Origin of the sequence: Pseudomonas sp. BN505 (genome assembly GCF_029873175.1) — a bacterium.
In the GTDB taxonomy this organism is placed as follows: domain Bacteria; phylum Pseudomonadota; class Gammaproteobacteria; order Pseudomonadales; family Pseudomonadaceae; genus Aquipseudomonas; species Aquipseudomonas putida.
The window spans coordinates 39081-56196 of the sequence record NZ_SSOI01000020.1 but is presented as its reverse complement, the minus strand read 5'-3'; the positions used below and the strand labels follow the sequence as shown (position 1 = coordinate 56196).

General features: G+C 64.3%; 14 protein-coding genes. 4 read left to right on the top strand and 10 right to left on the bottom strand.

The features are described from left to right. Nucleotide 1: 1 nt before the first annotated feature. From E8E78_RS03190 to E8E78_RS03175, 4 genes are read right to left on the bottom strand one after another with little or no spacing between them, the layout of a single operon-like run. Nucleotides 2-1108 carry an acetoin dehydrogenase dihydrolipoyllysine-residue acetyltransferase subunit gene (locus E8E78_RS03190; RefSeq protein ID WP_197863369.1) on the bottom strand — a complete coding sequence of 369 codons (1107 nt, stop codon included), beginning with the start codon at nt 1106-1108 and terminating at the stop codon, nt 2-4. Further along, entirely contained in the window at nt 1105-2127 is a 1023-nt protein-coding gene (locus tag E8E78_RS03185; protein ID WP_016497851.1) for an alpha-ketoacid dehydrogenase subunit beta, read from the bottom strand. Before E8E78_RS03185 ends, E8E78_RS03190 begins: the two co-directional genes overlap by 4 nt. 33 nt (nt 2128-2160) lie before the next feature. Beyond that, complete coding sequence (locus E8E78_RS03180; RefSeq protein ID WP_016497852.1) at nt 2161-3138, bottom strand: thiamine pyrophosphate-dependent dehydrogenase E1 component subunit alpha; 978 nt, start codon at nt 3136-3138, stop codon at nt 2161-2163. Nucleotides 3139-3160: 22 nt separating this feature from the next. Then, nucleotides 3161-4216: an NAD(+)/NADH kinase gene (locus E8E78_RS03175; protein ID WP_016497853.1), complete on the bottom strand. Its 1056-nt coding sequence runs from the start codon at nt 4214-4216 to the stop codon at nt 3161-3163. A 283-nt stretch (nt 4217-4499) separates the two neighbouring features. Here E8E78_RS03175 and E8E78_RS03170 point away from each other — a divergent pair, with 283 nt between their 5' ends. After that, a complete protein-coding gene (locus tag E8E78_RS03170; protein WP_174371060.1) occupies nt 4500-6353 on the top strand; it encodes a sigma-54-dependent Fis family transcriptional regulator in 1854 nt (617 codons plus the stop codon). Between the two features lie 72 nt (nt 6354-6425). Here the strand turns inward: E8E78_RS03170 and accC are convergent, their stop codons facing one another. The 6 genes from accC to E8E78_RS03140 form a co-directional block, all read right to left on the bottom strand. Further along, complete coding sequence (gene accC, locus E8E78_RS03165) at nt 6426-7781, bottom strand: acetyl-CoA carboxylase biotin carboxylase subunit (protein ID WP_012270325.1); 1356 nt, start codon at nt 7779-7781, stop codon at nt 6426-6428. 17 nt (nt 7782-7798) lie between these two features. After that, nucleotides 7799-8260, bottom strand: a complete 462-nt coding sequence (accB, locus tag E8E78_RS03160) for an acetyl-CoA carboxylase biotin carboxyl carrier protein (protein ID WP_016497855.1) — start codon at nt 8258-8260, stop codon at nt 7799-7801. A gap of 100 nt (nt 8261-8360) precedes the next feature. Next, nucleotides 8361-8816, bottom strand: a complete 456-nt coding sequence (aroQ, locus tag E8E78_RS03155) for a type II 3-dehydroquinate dehydratase (protein ID WP_003255330.1) — start codon at nt 8814-8816, stop codon at nt 8361-8363. 179 nt (nt 8817-8995) lie between these two features. Continuing rightward, the gene (locus tag E8E78_RS03150) at nt 8996-10768 is read right to left on the bottom strand and encodes a protein-disulfide reductase DsbD (RefSeq protein WP_197863367.1); all 1773 of its coding nucleotides are present in this window, start codon (nt 10766-10768) and stop codon (nt 8996-8998) included. 231 nt (nt 10769-10999) lie between these two features. After that, nucleotides 11000-12961 carry a methyl-accepting chemotaxis protein gene (locus tag E8E78_RS03145; protein WP_197863366.1) on the bottom strand — a complete coding sequence of 654 codons (1962 nt, stop codon included), beginning with the start codon at nt 12959-12961 and terminating at the stop codon, nt 11000-11002. 226 nt (nt 12962-13187) lie between these two features. Further along, nucleotides 13188-14543: a diguanylate cyclase gene (locus E8E78_RS03140; RefSeq protein WP_197863365.1), complete on the bottom strand. Its 1356-nt coding sequence runs from the start codon at nt 14541-14543 to the stop codon at nt 13188-13190. A 248-nt stretch (nt 14544-14791) separates the two neighbouring features. Between E8E78_RS03140 and E8E78_RS03135 the strand changes: the two genes are divergently transcribed. The 3 genes from E8E78_RS03135 (at nt 14792) to E8E78_RS03125 (ending at nt 17065) form a co-directional block, all read left to right on the top strand. After that, nucleotides 14792-15859, top strand: coding sequence for a DUF2333 family protein (locus E8E78_RS03135; RefSeq protein WP_016497859.1), 1068 nt, complete (start codon nt 14792-14794; stop codon nt 15857-15859). A gap of 2 nt (nt 15860-15861) precedes the next feature. Continuing rightward, nucleotides 15862-16398: an NUDIX hydrolase gene (locus tag E8E78_RS03130; RefSeq protein WP_016497860.1), complete on the top strand. Its 537-nt coding sequence runs from the start codon at nt 15862-15864 to the stop codon at nt 16396-16398. Nucleotides 16399-16693: 295 nt separating this feature from the next. Then, entirely contained in the window at nt 16694-17065 is a 372-nt protein-coding gene (locus E8E78_RS03125) for a translation initiation factor Sui1 (protein ID WP_016497861.1), read from the top strand. Nucleotides 17066-17116 lie beyond the last annotated feature (51 nt).

The following is a 17116-nucleotide window of genomic DNA, read 5'->3' as shown; positions in this document are numbered from 1 at the left end:
CTTAGTGCTTGCGCAGGAATGCAAGCAGTTGCTGGTTGACCTGTTCGGCCGCCTCCATCTGCACCATATGCCCAGCCTCGGGCAGCACCAGTACTTCTGCCTCCAGGCCTTCGGCATGGTTGGCCGGGATGATCGCGTCCTTGCCGCCCCACACCACCAGTGCCGGATGCTGCCCCAGCACCCCGCGCAGGTCGTGGCGCTGGCGGTCGCAGTCAGCAATGGCTGATGCCAGTTGGCGCAAGGCGTCATCAACACCTTCCAGGCGCTTGAACTTGAGCATGTCCTCCAGCATTTGCCGGGTGACCAGCGCCGGGTCGGCAAACAGTTGCACCATCTGCGGTTTGAGGGCGTTGCGGTTGGCGGCGGCGACGAAGCCTTGCAAGTACTGCCCGTTGATCGCTTCGCCCAGGCCGGCACTGGCGACCAGGCTGAGGCTGGCCACCCGCTGCGGCGCCAGGCGTGCCACGTTGAGGCTTACCGCGCCGCCCATGGAATGGCCCGCCAGGTGGGCCTTGGTGATGTCCAGGTGGTCGAGCAGGGCCAGCACGGTTTCGCTCAGTTCATCCAGGTCGCCCCGCTGCAGGGCCTTGGCCGACTCGCCGTGCCCCGGCAGGTCGAGGGCGATCACCCGGCGTTCAGCGGCCAATGCCGGGTGGTTGAACAGCCAGTTGTTGAGGTCGCCGCCAAAACCGTGCACCAGCACCAGCGGCGTGCCGCCTTCCCCCAGCTCGAACCAGCGCAGCAGTCGGCCGCCAACCTCTGCCTTCTGTGGGGCCGGCCCCTGGGCCTGATCGGCGCCCCCCTCGGCGACGAACTCGGCCTGGAAGCGCTGCACCAGCGCATCGATTTCGGCTTCTTCGGCTTCGCCTTCCACCACCACGGCCAGCAACGCGCCCACTGGCAGGGTTTCATCCGGCTTGGCCACCTGGCGGCGCAACACGCCACTGAACGGGGCTTCGACGCTGCTGCTGATCTTGTCGGTCTCGACGTCCAGCACCTCGTCACCCTTGTTGATTTCGTCACCTTCCTGCTTGAGCCAGGTATCCACCCGGCCTTCGGTCATCGACAGGCCCCACTTGGGCATGGTCAGGGTATGGATCTGGCTCATGCGGCACTCCTTGCGGCTTCGATCACCTTGCGCACGGCTGCTTCGATCTTCGCCGCGTCAGGGATGTACAGGTCTTCCAGGGCATCGGAGAACGGCACCGGGGTGTGCGGTGCAGTGACCATCTCGATCGGGCCCTTGAGTGCGCCGAAGGCCTTCTGCGCCACCAGCGCGCTGATGTCGGTGGCCATCGAGCAGCGCGGGTTGGCTTCGTCGATCACCACCAGGCGACCGGTTTTTTCCACACTTTCAAGAATGCTGTCTTCGTCCAGCGGGCTGGTGGTGCGCAGGTCCAGCACTTCGCAGTCGATGCCCTGGCGGGCCAGGTTGTTGGCGGCTTCAAGTGCTACATGGACCATGCGGCCATAGGTGACCAGGGTCACATCGTCGCCATCACGCAGGAAGTTGGCCTCACCGAACGGCACGGTGTACACCTCTTCCGGCACCTCGCCCTGCATGCTGTACAGCAGCTTGTGCTCACAGAAGATCACCGGGTCGTTGTCGCGGATCGCCTGTATCAGCAAGCCCTTGGCATCGTAAGGGGAAGAAGGGCACACCACCTTCAGGCCGGGGATGTGCGTCCACAGCGAGGTGAGCATCTGCGAGTGCTGGGCGGCCGCCCGTAGGCCGGCGCCGTACATGGTGCGCATCACCAGCGGGGTGACCGCCTTGCCGCCGAACATGTAGCGGAATTTGGCGGCCTGGTTGAGGATCTGGTCCAGGCAGCAGCCGGCGAAGTCCACGAACATCAGTTCGCACACCGGGCGCAGGCCTTGGGTGGCGGCACCGACGGCAGCGCCGACGTAGCCGATTTCCGACAATGGAGCGTCCAGCACGCGGCCGGGGAACTGGTGATACAGGCCCTTGGTCACGCCCAGCACGCCACCCCAGGCGTCCTCCTCGCCGGGTGCACCGGCACCGCCGGCGACGTCTTCACCAATGATGAACACCGTGCTGTCGCGGCGCATTTCCTGGGCCAGGGCTTCGTTGATGGCCTGCTGGTAGCTGATCTTTCTTGCCATGGTGGTTCTCCTGTTGTTCTTGTAATCCGCGGCTCAGGGGTAGCTGACGTAGACGTCGGTGAGCAGGTCGGCGGGCTGTGGCTTGGGATCGGACTTGGCGCGGCGCACGGCGTCTTCGATCAGGTCCTCGATGCGCGCGTCTATGGCGTCCAGTTGCTCGGCAGTGAGCAGGCCGGCGCGGGTGGTCTTGTTGCGGAACTGCATCAGGCAGTCGCGGGATTCGCGCAGGTTCTTCACTTCATCCGGCGCGCGGTAGGTTTGCGCATCGCCTTCGAAGTGCCCGTAGTAGCGGCTGAGCTTGACCTCGATCAGTGACGGCCCTTGCCCGGCACGGGCGCGCTCGATGGCGGCGCCGGCGGCCTCGTACACGGCAAAGAAGTCGAAGCCGTCGATGGTGACGCCCGGCATGCCGAAGCCGGCAGCGCGGTCGGCAATGTGGTCGCAGGCGACGGACCAGTTGGAGGCTGTGGCCTCGGCGTAGCCGTTGTTCTCGGCCACGAAGATGCACGGCAGGTTCATGATCGACGCCATGTTCATGGCCTCGAACACGGCGCCTTCGTTGGAAGCACCATCGCCGAAGAAGGCCACCGACACGTCATCACGGCCCTTGAGTTTGGCTGCCAATGCCGCCCCGGCCACCAGCGGTGCACCGGCGCCGACGATGCCGTTGGCACCGAGCATGCCTTTTTCCAGGTCGGCAATGTGCATCGAGCCGCCTTTGCCGCCGCACACGCCGGTTTTCTTGCCATAGATCTCGGCCATCATGCCGTACACATCCACCCCCTTGGCGATGCAGTGGCCATGGCCGCGGTGGGTCGAGGCGATGCAGTCGCTGTCGCGCAGGTGGGCCATGACCCCGGCGGCGGAGGCTTCTTCGCCGGCGTACAGGTGGACGAAGCCGGGGATCTCGCCAGTGGCGAATTCCACGTGCAGGCGTTCTTCGAAGGCGCGGATGGTGCGCATCACTTCATAGGCATGCAGCAGTTGTTCGGTACTGAGTTGATTGGACATCTTGTTGTTCTCCAGGGTTGTCTCAACGCGGGTTTGCAGGGTGCAACCGGTGGCCGCGCGGGACGGCCAGCAGGTGATGGCGGGCGGCATGCGCCAGGACGGCCTCGACATCCACGCTCAGCGGGCCTTGGTGGTCGAGGGTGATGGTGGGCGTGTCGTGCTCGGCGAATTCGATTTCGCGCTCGCCGTCCAGGGCCAGGGTGCCGCTGGCCAGGCTCAGGCGATGGGCGACGCCGGGCGTAAGCGGGCCGCTGGCGGTGATGCCGCAGCCTTGCAGCAGGCCGGGCGCCAAGGGGGCGAGCAGCGCCTGTTCGGCAGCGGGGTTCAGGCGTACCCAGGCGCCGTGCGGGTCCTGGCGCGACACCGGGCACCACAGCCCGCACAAGGCTGACAGGCCAATGGCATGGGGTTCGGCGAAGCAGGCAAAGACTTCGCTCAAGTCTTCGCTGCGGCTGAGTGCACGGGCACCGATGAAGCGCTGGGGCGATACCGCCACTTCCACCAGGGCCCATTCGGCAAGCTGTTGCTCGGGCACTTTCACCAGCAGGCGCTTGTTGCGGCGCAGGCCGATGCTGGCTGGTACCTGGCCGCTGGCGAGCAGGCCGCCGGCCAGGCCCGCACTGGTAGCTTCACGCAGTTCGGGGAAGGCATTGTTGGTGCCGGTGGACAGCGTCAGCAGCGGTATGTCACCGGCCTCGGCAGCGACTGCCTTGTGGGTGCCGTCGCCACCGAGCACGGCGATCATCGCCACGCCACGCTCGACCATGCGCCGGGTGGCCAGGCGGGTATCGGCAACGGTCTGGGTCAGCGGCAGGTCGAGTATTTCGATGGCCGGCCAATGCTGCTCACGGGCGCCGGGGCCCTGGCTGGCCTTGAGCACGGCGGCGGCTATGCCGGTCATGTCGCTGGGCAGCAGCACCTGGCCGATGCCAGTGGCTCCGAAGGCCGCCAGCAGGCGCTGGATCGCCGAGGCCTTGTCGGTGCTCGAATAGAGCCCGGCATTGGCGGTCAGGCGGCGCAGGTCGCGGCCAGAGGCAGGGTTGGCAATGATCCCGACGGTCGGGGCGGGTAGCGGCATGGCGCACCTCGTATTTTTGTTTGCAAGGGCAGGAGCAAGCGCGGTGCCAGCTTTTCGTGGCGCGGCTCAAAGGGCCGCGCCAGAGCGTTTTTGTTGCGCTCAGGCAGGTGCTCATTGCGCTGCTGGCGAGACGCCGGGTGCCAGCGCGGGGCCTGTGTCGGCGAGACGCTGAGACGCAGCGTCTCAAGCCGGCCGGTAATCACACAGTGCTTGTCGGGGCATGCGTGGAAGCGCTTAATGGCCGGACAACGATAAAAACAGCAACGAGAACCGGAGGGCCTGAATGCTTGCCGCGAACTCCCGAGCCCATGTCGACTGCGTCAGCCGGGTGCTGAAGAACGCCGACCGCCTGCCACAGGCGCCGGTGCCAGCGCTGATCCTCGATTCATGGCGCCGTTCCATGGAGCTGTACCGCCTCGACCCCGGGTCCCAGCAGGGGCCGCGCATCCTGTCCCAAAGCCTGCTCAACGAATGCCGCGAACGCGCCGAGCTGTTTCTGCGCATCGCCAGCGATGCCGTGGCACGCCTGCACGAGCGGGTGCGCGGCGCCGACTACTGCGTGCTGCTGACCGATGCCCAGGGGCGCACCATCGATTACCGGGTCGAATCGGCCATCCGCAATGACTGCCGCAAGGCCGGGCTGTACCTGGGCACCTGCTGGTCGGAGGGCGAGGAGGGCACCTGCGGTGTAGCGGCGGTGCTGACCAGCAAGGCCCCGGTCACGGTGCACAAGCGCGATCACTTCCGCGCAGCCTTCATCGGCCTGACCTGCACCGCGGCGCCGGTGTTCGACCCGCAGGGCGAGTTGCTGGGGGTGGTGGATGTATCGGCCTTGCAGTCACCCGACGACCGCCGCAGCCAGCACCTGATCCGCCAGTTGGTCGAGCAGACTGCCCGTGAAATCGAAAACGCCTTCTTCATGCACAGTGCCCAAGGCCACTGGGTAATGCGCGCCCACGGCACCCCGGGTTATGTGGAGAGCCAGCCCGATTACCTGCTGGCCTGGGATGCCGATGGCCGCTTGCAGGCCATCAACAGCCTGGCGAGGCAACGGCTGGTGCAGCACCTGGGGCGCTTGCCCGAGCACATTGGCGAACTGTTCGACATGGGCCAGCTACGGCGCGTCAACACGTCGTCCGCCCAGCGCCTGCCGGGCCTGGGTGGGCTGTATGGCCGGGTCAGCGCCCCGCAGCAACGCCAGCGCGCGCAGCCCTTGCAGCAGGCGCAGGACGCCCGCATCGAGCATCATCTGCGGCTGGCCACGCGGGTCAAGGACTGCAACCTCGCGGTGCTGGTCCAAGGCGAAACCGGGGCCGGCAAAGAAGTGTTTGCCCGCCAGCTGCACCAGCAAAGCCAGCGCCGCGACGGGCCATTCGTCACCCTGAACTGCGCCGCCATCCCGGAAAACCTGATCGAGAGCGAACTGTTTGGCTATGTAGCCGGGGCCTTTACCGGGGCTTCCAGCAAAGGTATGCAGGGGCTGTTGCAGCAGGCCGATGGTGGCACCCTGTTCCTTGACGAAATCGGCGACATGCCGCTGAACCTGCAAACCCGCCTGCTGCGTGTGCTGGCCGAAGGCGAAGTGGCGCCGCTGGGTGCAGCACGGCGCGAGCGGGTGGATATCCAGGTGATCTGCGCCACCCACCGCGACTTGGCGAAGATGGTGGCGGAGGGCCGTTTTCGCGAGGACCTGTACTTCCGTCTGGCCAATGCCCGGTTCGAGCTGCCGCCGCTGCGTGAGCGCGAGGATCGCTTGGGGCTGATTCACCAACTGCTGGCCGAGGAGGCGCAAGCGTGTTCGGTGGAGGTGGTGTTGGCGGATGCTGCGTTGCAGTCGCTGCTGCTTTACCGCTGGCCGGGGAACCTGCGCCAACTGCGGCAGGTGTTGCGTTATGCCTGTGCGGTGAGTGAAGGCGGGCAGGTGCAGTTGCAGGATTTGCCGCAAGAGGTGCGCGGTGATGCGGTTGTTTCGGTTGAAAGCGGCGTGTCCTGCCCGGCCCGGCAGTTGTTGCTGGACGCACTGATCCGCCATCGCTGGAAACCGGCCGATGCAGCACGGGCGTTGGGTATTTCGCGGGCTACCTTGTATCGGCGTGTGCATGAGCACTGCATCGAGATGCCGCGGATGAAGGGGTAGGGCCCTGAGGCCCCGACAGGCAATAAAAAACCCCGGAACAAGTCCGGGGTTCTGGTACATCACACTATTCGATCAATGCTCGTTTGCCAGCTTGTGTTCGAGGTAGTGAATGTTGACGCCGCCTTTGCAGAAGCCTTCATCACGCACCAGGTCGCGGTGCAGCGGGATGTTGGTCTTGATGCCGTCGACGACGATCTCGTCCAGGGCATTGCGCATGCGTGCCATGGCTTCGTCGCGGTCCTTGCCGTAGGTGATCAGCTTGCCGATCAGCGAGTCGTAGTTCGGCGGAACCGAATAACCGCTGTACAGGTGCGAATCGACGCGAACGCCGTTGCCGCCTGGGGCGTGGAAGTGCTTGACCTTGCCTGGGCTCGGGATGAATTTCTTCGGGTCTTCGGCGTTGATCCGGCACTCCAGCGAGTGGCCACGGATAACCACGTCTTCCTGGCGGAACGACAGCTTGTTGCCAGCGGCGATGCTCAGCATCTCCTTGACGATGTCGATACCGGTAACCATCTCCGACACCGGGTGCTCAACCTGCACGCGGGTGTTCATCTCGATGAAGTAGAAGCGACCATTCTCGTACAGGAACTCGAAAGTACCGGCACCACGGTAGCCGATCTCGATGCACGCATCGACGCAACGCTTGAACACTTCCTGACGGGCTTTCTCATCGATACCCGGGGCTGGTGCTTCTTCCAGTACCTTCTGGTGACGGCGCTGCAGCGAGCAGTCGCGGTCGCCCAGATGGATGGCGTTGCCCTGGCCGTCGGACAGTACCTGCACTTCCACGTGGCGTGGGTTGGTCAGGAACTTCTCCAGGTAGACCATCGGGTTGCCGAAGGCGGCACCGGCTTCGGTACGGGTGAGTTTGGCCGAGGAAATCAGGTCCTCTTCCTTGTGCACCACGCGCATGCCGCGACCACCACCGCCACCGGCGGCCTTGATGATCACCGGGTAGCCGACGTCACGGGCAATCGCCAGGGCGACTTCTTCGTCTTCCGGCAGCGGGCCATCGGAGCCCGGTACGGTCGGTACGCCCGACTTGATCATCGCGTCCTTGGCCGAAACCTTGTCGCCCATCAGGCGAATGGTGTCGGCTTTCGGGCCGATGAAGGCAAAGCCGGACTTTTCCACCTGCTCGGCGAAGTCGGCGTTTTCCGCCAGGAACCCGTAACCCGGGTGAATGGCGGTAGCGCCTGTCACTTCGGCCGCAGCGATGATCGCCGGGATGTGCAGGTAGGAATCTTTGGACGAAGCAGGACCAATGCAGACCGACTCGTCTGCCAGGCCCAGGTGCATCAGTTCGCGGTCGGCCGTGGAGTGCACGGCGACGGTCTTGATGCCCAGCTCTTTGCAGGCACGCAGGATCCGCAGGGCAATTTCCCCGCGGTTGGCGATCAGGACTTTTTCCAGCTTCCCAGACATCGTTGGCTCTCCGCGAATCAAACGACGGTGAACAGCGGCTGGTCGAACTCAACCGGCTGGCCGTCTTCTACCAGAATGGCGTCGATGACACCGCCAACATCGGCTTCGATGTGGTTCATCATCTTCATGGCTTCAACGATGCACAGGGTGTCGCCTTTCTTCACGGACTGGCCCACTTCAGCGAAGTTCGGCGAGGTCGGCGAAGGCTTGCGGTAGAAGGTACCTACCATTGGCGAGCGGATCACGGTGCCTTTCAGGGCCGGGGCAGCGGCAGCGGCTTCGGCGACTGGAGCAGCAGCGGCAACCGGGGCAGCAGCAGGGGCAGCGGCCATCGGTGCTGGTGCGTAGAACTGCTGGGCAGCTGGAGTCTTGCTGTGACGGCTGATACGGACCGACTCTTCGCCTTCCTTGATCTCCAGTTCGTCGATGCCAGACTCTTCCAGCAGCTCGATCAGTTTCTTGACTTTACGGATATCCATTAATCATCAACTCCCAAAGGTTCGGTCAGGGGGCGAAATACAAAAAAACGTATCGGAAACGTTTCTCTCGAACCCCGGCCCACTTAGGCCAGGGTTTTCATCATTTGGGCTGTGCGTTGGCAGCCAGTTGTTCCAGCGCGGACTCCAGGGCCAGGCGATAACCGCTGGCGCCCAGGCCGCAGATCACCCCTACGGCAACATCGGAGAAGTAGGAGTGGTGACGGAACGGTTCGCGTTTGTGCACGTTGGACAGGTGCACTTCGATGAATGGGATGCTCACCGCAAGCAATGCGTCACGTAATGCGACGCTTGTGTGGGTGAAAGCAGCCGGATTGATCAGGATGAAGTCCACACCCTCGTTGCGTGCGGCGTGAATGCGGTCGATCAGTTCGTATTCGGCATTGCTCTGCAGGTACTGCAGATGGTGGCCCGCGGCGCGGGCACGTTGCTCCAGGTCCTGGTTGATCTGGGCCAGGGTCACGGCGCCGTAATGGCCAGGCTCGCGAGTACCGAGCAGGTTGAGGTTTGGGCCGTGGAGCACCAGTAGCGTTGCCATCTGCGGATTCCTTGGATTTGTAGGGCAATTCGACACAGCGCGGCGAGTGTGCCGTAAAGCGACGGCAAGTGTCCAGTTCCCGGCAATAGCCAGCACGATGTCCGAGATTCGCGCGAAGTATGTGACCAAATAATTAAATCTGGTCATCTATTACAGGATTTTTCCCGGCACGCGGGAAGTTATAGACCGACTTTGCCGCGCACGCGTGTCAGAATTTGCGCAAAATCACCGGCGTTTATCTCGCCAATCACCCGATCAGCGGTAATTTCGCTGCCGTTCGCGGCAAAGAACAGCAGGGCGGGTGGGCCGAACAGCTGGTAGCGGTCGAGCAGCTTGCGTTGTTCGGCACTGCTCTCGGTGATGTCGAAACGCAGCAGCTTGAAGCCGGCCAGCTGCGTTTGCACCTGCGACGCATTGAGCACTTCATGCTCGATCACTTTGCAACTGATGCACCAGTCGGCGTACCAGTCCAGCAGCACTGGCTGGCCGGCCGCTTTGGCCTGGGCCAGTGCGGCGTCCAGTGCGCTGGGGGTGGTGATGGTCTGCCAGGCATCTGCCTGTGCCGCCTGGCTGCTGCCGGTGGCCGCCAGTGTTGCAACGGGCAGCGGGCGAAGCGGGTCGCCCTGGCCGCTGAGGGCGCCGTACCAGCAGGCCAGGGCGTATACCAGCAAGGCCAGGCCAAGCAGTTGGGCCAGGCGTTGGAGAGCGGTCTTGACCACGAACTCCAAGGCGCCGAGGAACAGGGCCACGCCAGCGGCGAGGAAACCGACCAGCAGCAATGTCACCGGCCCCGGCAGCACGCGGCTGAGCAAGCCGATGGCCAGGCCCAGCAGCAGTACGCCGATGGCGTTTTTCACCGTGTTCATCCACGGGCCGCTTTTCGGCAGCCATGCTGCGCCACCGGTGGCCACCAGCAACAAGGGTGCACCCATGCCCAGGCCCAGGGCGAACAGCTTGAGTGCGCCGCCCAGGGCATCGCCACTGGCACTGATATACAGCAAGGCGCCAGCCAGGGGGGCTGACACACAAGGCGAAACCAGCAGGCTGGAGAGCACGCCCAGCACTGCCGCGCCCAGCAGCGAGCCACCCCGGGTATGGTTGGCGACGTTGTTCAGGCGGTTGCTCAGTGCCTGGGGCAGCTTCAGCTCGAACAGGCCGAACATGGCCAGGGCGAACAGCACGAAAAACAGCGCGAAGGGCACCAGCACCCAGGCCGACTGCAGGCGCGCCTGCAGGTTCAGGCCGGCGCCGAACAGGCCCATCAGCGCGCCGAGCGCCGCGAAACTGGCCGCCATCGGCAGCACGTAGGCCAGCGACAGCGACAGCCCGCGCAGGCCGCCGACCTGGCCGCGCAGCACCACGCCAGACAGGATCGGCAGCATCGGCAGTACGCACGGGGTAAAGGTCAGGCCGACCCCGGCGAGGAAGAACAACAGCAGCGATTTCCAGTTCCAGCCGTGTTCGGCGGTTGCGGGGGCGTTGGCGCCGCCTTCGCCATCGATGCTCAGGCGTGCGGTTTCCGGTGGGTAGCACAGGCCTTTGTCGGCACAGCCCTGGTAGCCCACCAGCAGGGTGAAGGCTCGCGGGTCGGTGCGCGGCAGCTCGATGTCGAGCACGCCGTGGTACACCTCGACATCGCCGAAGAATTCATCGTGCTTGGCCTCGCCCTTGGGGATGTTTGGCGTGCCCAGGGCGATGTCGGCGGGCTCGGTGCGGAACTGGAAGCGGTGGCGGTAGAGGTAGTAGCCCTCGGTGGCGACGAAGCGCAGCTTGACGGTTTGCGCATCGGCCTGGACCAGGCTGAGCTTGAAGGCTTCGTGTACCGGCAGGAAGTCGGCGTTGTTGGCCAGCGAAGCGGCGCCGAGGGTGGCGCTGGGGCGGTTGTCGAGCAGGCCCGTGGCGAACGCAGGGCTGGCCAGCAGCAGGAACAGCAGGAAAAACAGGCGGCGCATGGCGGACTCGCGAGGTGGAACGTGCCGGGCATGATAGCGGAGTTGGTGCAGGTTGGGGCCATGCAGGCGGTGGGGGCGACACATGGCCGCTGGATCATGTGTCGCCTGTGCCGGCCTTTAGCGATCTCTGTGGGAGCGGGCAAGCCCGCGAAGCAGGCGGCGCGATGGATGGCACCGGCTGCGCCGGTGTTCGCGGGCATGCCCGCTCCCACTGTTATCACGCATGCTTCGTTAAACCCTGAATGCTCGCACCGCCCGGTTCAGCTCACCGCCCAGGCTCAGCAACTGCTCGCCTTGCTCGCGCCCTTCACCTATGCGCTGCAGGTTATCTTCGCCCAGCGCGTGAATCCGCTCGCTGTGGTCACGAATTTCACTCACCGCACCACTCTGCTGCGCTGTGACATCGGCAATACGCACCGCTGTGTCGGAAATGGTGCGGATGGCACAGACAATCTCGTCCAGCGCGCCATCCGCCGCCTGGGCCTGGTTGGCCGTCGCCTCGGCATGCTCAAGCTGCGCACGCATCCCCGCCACCGAACCTTTCGCCGCTTGCTGCAGGCGGTCGATCAGTGCCTGAATCTCGCCGGTAGCCCCCGTGGTGCGCTGCGCCAGCGAGCGCACTTCATCGGCTACCACGGCAAAGCCACGGCCCATTTCACCCGCGCGGGCGGCTTCGATCGCGGCGTTCAGCGCCAGCAGGTTGGTCTGCTCGGCAATCGAGCGGATCACCGTCAACACCCCGCCGATGGTCGCCGACTCGTCGGCCAGTTGTTCGATCATACGGGCGTTGCCTTGCACTTCATCGACCAGCTCGCGCAAGCCCGACAAGCTCTGGCCAATGACCGCCTGGCCCTGTTCCACTGCGCGCCCGGCATCGCGGCTGGCATCGGCAGCGGCGCTGGCATCGCCCGCCACTTGCTGAATGGTCGCTTCCAGCTCGCCCAAGGCATCGCGGATCTGGCCGGTATCGCCGGCCTGGCGCTCGGCGCCGTCGTGCAGGGCGGCGCTCATGCCGGCCAGGGCGTGGCTGCTGCCAGCCACCTGCTCGGCGTTGTGGCGGATGGTGCCTACCAGCTCCACCAGGTACTGACGCAGGCGGTTGAGCGACTCCTGGATGTCGTGCAGTTCGCGGTTGGTCTTGCCCAGGGAGATGGCCTGGGCAAAGTCGCCCTCGGCCCAACGTGACAAGGCTGGGGCAAGGCTGGAGAGGGTGCGGGTCAGGCGCCGCTGCAAGGTGTCGATCAGCAGGGCGATGAGCAGTATCAGGCCGATCATCAGGCCCTGGATGAGGCGCACCTCGGCGGCGATCCTGGCATGCTCGCCGCGTACTTCGGGTTCCAGCGCGGCGATGGCCTGCTGCACCGCCTCCAGGCGCTGATGGGTGCTGGCGGCAAGGGCGACGCGGCGTTCGATCTGTTCGCGGGTGCGTTTCAGTTCGGCCGGGTAGCGGCTCAGCAGGCTTTGCAGTTCACGCTTCAGGTCCACCGCAATGTCTTCCTGCTGGGCGCTGGCCTGGGTTTCCAGGCCCATCATGGCGGCGAAGTCGTCGGCACCGGATTCGGCTGCGCGGGTCACGCCCAGCAACGGCAAACTGTCGATGGCCTGCGCCTGGGTGCGGATCAGTTGCAGTTCACGCTCCACTTCGTCGGCCAGCTCCGGGCGGCCGCTGCTGATCAGTTTGTCCCTTGCCAGCGACAGGCGACCGAGGTGCACGCTGGCATCGAGTAACGGCAGCAGGTAGCGGTTGGCATCGGCGCTGCCGCTGTCGCGGGCATAGTCAGCCAGCTGTTCAAAGTTGGCCCCCATTTCCCGCTCGGCCTGCAGCAGCAGGGCTTGCGGATCGCCGGCCAGTTTACCGGCGGCCAGCAGTTCGTTGGCAGTGAAGGCCTGCAGGTTGTCGAGGCTGGGGCGCAGCTTGCCGGCCAGTTCTGCGGGCCACTCGCTCAGGCTGGCCTGCAATTGCTGGTTGGCCTCCATGGCGGCGGCATGGCGCAGGGCATCGCCGCTGCCCAGGTAAGCCTGGATGTTGCGTGCTGCCTGGTTCTGGAACTGCTGGGACAGGCCCAGGTAGCGCTCCATCATCTGGTAGGGGCGCTCCAGGGCACGCTGCGACCACCACAGGGTGACGCCCAGGGCGAGACACACCGTTACCAGCAACAGGGTGTTGAAATTGGTCAGCCACTTCAGGCGCATAGCCGCGAACTTCCTGCGCAGGGGAGAGGTAGGCGCCTGAAGTTATTGCGATTTTGTGACCAGGTGATGACGACAGGGGCTGGGTGCCAGAAAAAAAGTGGCACAGTGCCTCTATCGGTGTGGCCTGCTCTGGCCTCTTCGCAGCACAAGGCTGCTCCTACATTCAGCGTGCTCCCTGTAGGAGCAGCCTTGTGCTGCGAAGAAGCCGGTACAGCCTATAAATAACTCAAGGTTCCACACGAACTACGCAATTACGCCCCGCATGCTTGGCACGGTACAGCGCCTCGTCCGCCGCACTGGCCATGGTCAGCGCATCCAGCACCTCATCCAGCTGCACCACCCCGGCACTGAAAGTGCACTGCAAATCCCGCGGTTGCGCCGGGTAGAGAATTTCTGCAAAGCGCCGGCGAATTTCGTCCAGCACCTTGTGCGCTGCGTCCAGCGCGGTATTGGGCATGACGATGGCGAACTCTTCACCCCCATAACGGCCAATGAAATCAGTCTTGCGCAAGCGTTGCTTGAGGAACAGCGCAAGGCTCTTGATCACCCGGTCGCCCATGGGGTGGCCGTGGCGGTCGTTGATCTTCTTGAAATGGTCGATGTCGAGCATGGCAAAGCTCAACGGCTGCTGTTCGCGGCGGGCGCGGAAGCTGCAGTCTTCCAGCAGTTGCAGGATGTGGGTGTGGTTGTACAGCCCGGTCAGGCTGTCGCGCACCATGCGCGCCTTCAGGTGCCGGGCGCGGGCGGCGCGGTTGCGCACGGTGGTGATCAGGTGGCGTGAGCGAAACGGCTTGGTCAAAAAATCATCACCGCCTTCGCTCATCGCATCCAGCTGCTTGTCCAGGTCGTCTTCGGCAGACAGGTAGATGATCGGCACGCTCACATAGCGGTCGCTGTGGCGGATCACCTTGGCCAGTTCCGGGCCGGTGCAGGCAGGCATGTACAGGTCGAGGATGATCAGGTCGGGCTGGAAGTCGGCAAGCTCGGCCATGGTGCGGATGGGGTCGGTCAGGCTGCGGGTGACCATGCCGGCGCTGGCCAGCACGCGCTCGGTGTGCAGCGCCTGGGTGCGCGAGTCGTCGATGATCAGCACGCGCAGCGGGTCGTGCGGGGTGGCGTTGGTCAGCAGTTCGACCTTTTCCAGCAGGCTGGAAGCTTCAAGGCTGCCGGTGAGAAAGTCCTGGCCACCCGCGCGTACGGCGGCAAGGCGGGTCGGGGTGTCGGCTTCGTGGTGGCTGAAGAACAGCAGCGGAACAGGTAGCACCAACCCCTGCTGCACCTTGGCGGCCAGCAGCAAGCCTTGGCCGGCACCGGTGAAGTCGACATCCATGATGATGGCCGAAGGCGGGTATTCGTTGATCGAGGCGAGAAACGCCGCAGCGCTGGGCAGCGCTTGCACCACCAGGCCAAAGAACTCCAGTTGCTGGGCCAGGCGCTGGGCACGCTCATGGTCCTGCAGCAGGATGTACACCGGCTTGCGCAGGGGCAGCAGCAGCGGGTCGAGCGGGTCGTCCTTGCGCAGGCCGCTACGCGTCACCTGTTGGGTGGGGCACTGCGGGCTCGGCTCAACTGCTTGGCTCATGTCCTGGCTACTTATAGGTTGGGATGTGCAGGGGCAATGATGGCTCTATGCTAGCAGCTCTTTGCAAATACGTGACTGCCCTGTATCAACAAAGCGGCCAGAACGAATATTCAGTTGCTGACTGATTGGTCGCTTATGCGTACGGTGGTGTCTGCTTTATAGTGCTGCCATGCGGGCTTGCCGTGGCACCCTGGCGCAGGCCTGTGGTCAAAGCCCTAGAACCGTCGTGACTGATTAAGGACATAGCCATGCTGGACTGGAAAAACCGCGAGGCCAAAGCCGAGCCCCGTGAGCGTGTCGACGGCCGCGGCGCTGCCGCCCGTAGCTACCTTGGCGGCCTGTGGAGCCGTGCCCTGGGGACCCTGATCGGGTTATACCTGCTGGTGTGCATCGGCCTGGGCTGGTACTGGAGCCAGGAGCCGGAGCTGTTCCCGGTACAGCAGAATGCCCAGTCTGCCGCTGAGCGCGGCGGCCAGCAGATGGTGGTGGGCTACACCACCATCGAGACCCTCAAGACTGTGGCCGGCACCTTGCTGAACAAGCCGGGTGGCTACATTTCCAACGACCGCTTCCCGCCAGGGCTGTGGATGGACAACATGCCGAGCTGGGAATACGGCGTGCTGGTCCAGGTACGCGACCTGTCCCGCGCCTTGCGCAAGGATTTCGCCCGCTCGCAGTCGCAGTCCACCGAAGACGCCGACCTGGCCAAGGCCGAGCCGCGCTTCAACTTCGACAACAAGAGCTGGATCCTGCCATCGAGCGAGTCGGAATTCGAAGAGGGCATCAAGTCGCTGAGCCGTTACCAGACCCGTCTGGCTGCCGGCGACAAGGGCGCGATTTTCTACACCCGTGCCGACAACCTGAACAACTGGCTGGGTGACGTGGCCACTCGCCTGGGCTCGCTGTCGCAGCGCCTGTCGGCCAGCGTTGGCCGGGTCAAGCTCAACACTACCCTGAAAACCGAGTCGGTCGTTGCCGGGCAGGCGCCGCAGGTGGACGAGGAGCTGGTGGAAACCCCATGGCTGCAGATCGACAACGTGTTCTACGAAGCCCGCGGCCAGGCTTGGGCGTTGTCGCACCTGCTGCGCGCCATCGAGGTGGACTTCGCCGACGTGCTGGCGAAGAAGAATGCCACGGTCAGCGTGCGCCAGATCATCCGTGAACTGGAGGCCTCGCAAGAGCCGCTGTGGAGCCCGATGGTGCTCAACGGCAGTGGCTTCGGCATGTGGGCCAACCATTCGCTGGTCATGGCCAACTACATTTCGCGGGCCAACGCTGCCGTGATCGACCTGCGTCAGTTGCTGTCGCAGGGTTGAGAATGGCCATCAGCCCGAACGAGGCCGCCCACCGGGCGGCCTCCGACCGCGAACTGGTCAGCTGGGTGGACGAGGCCGATCAGGTACTGGGGGCATTGCCCCGCGCAGAGTTGCGCGAGCGTGGCCTGATCGGCCGTTGCACCTTCATTCTGCTGTTCAACAGTGCCGGTGAGTTGTGTGTGCACCGGCGAACCCTGAGCAAGGCGCTGTACCCGGGGTACTGGGATGTGGCAGCGGGTGGCATGGTGACGGCCGGGGAGGGTTACGCTGACTCGGCGGCGCGTGAGCTGGCCGAGGAACTGGGAATTGAAGGGGTTGAGTTACGCTTTCACGAACGGTTCTATTTCGACCAGCCCGACAACCGGTTGTGGTGTGCGGTGTATTCAGCGGTGTCCGATGCGCCGTTGCGCTTGCAGCCGGAAGAGGTGATCGAGGCGCGGTTCATTGGCTTGGAGCAGGCTGAGCAAGAGAGCCTGAGCAAACCGTATTGCCCGGACTCATTGGCGGCGTTGCAGCGCTATAAAGTCAGCCAGGGATAGTTGTTTTCAATGCTGGCCCTTTCGCGGGCACGCCCGCTCCCACATGGATTGTGAAGTGTTCGAGAGCTGCGCTGTACCTGTGGGAGCGGGCGTGCCCGCGAATAGTCGCAAAACATTCGTAAAATGCCGCAATCCTGTACTTAGCAACGGCCGGATTTATCGTTACACTGCGCGCCCTTTTCGGGCTGTCGCAGGATCTTGCGGCAGTAGCGCCGCCCCTGCCAGAGTGGGGCTTCGCGGTCGGCCTCAACCCCAAGGCACGACCAGTTTTTGTCCTCAGCACAGAGGAACAAAAGTGGCCAAGAAAGCTTCTTCCTTTTCCGCCCTTGGCGGTCTCGTTTACTCCACCGACGCTGGTCGGCACTGCCCCGACTGTGGCCAGCCGGTGGATGCCTGCAGCTGCAAGCAGCAAATCATCCCCGAGGGCGACGGCATTGCCCGTGTGCGCCGTGAGAGCAAAGGCCGTGGTGGCAAGACCGTGACTACCGTCACCGGGGTGCCCCTGCCGCCCGACCAGCTCAAAGACCTGGCGACCACGCTCAAGCGCCGCTGCGGTACTGGCGGCGCCCTGAAGGACGGGGTTATCGAGATCCAGGGCGACCATGTCGAGCTGTTGATCGGCGAGCTGACCAAACAGGGTTTCAAGGCGAAAAAGTCCGGCGGCTGAGGCCATCGCACAATTTTTTGCCCAGCGCTTTCTAAACTCGTTCCTGTGGTC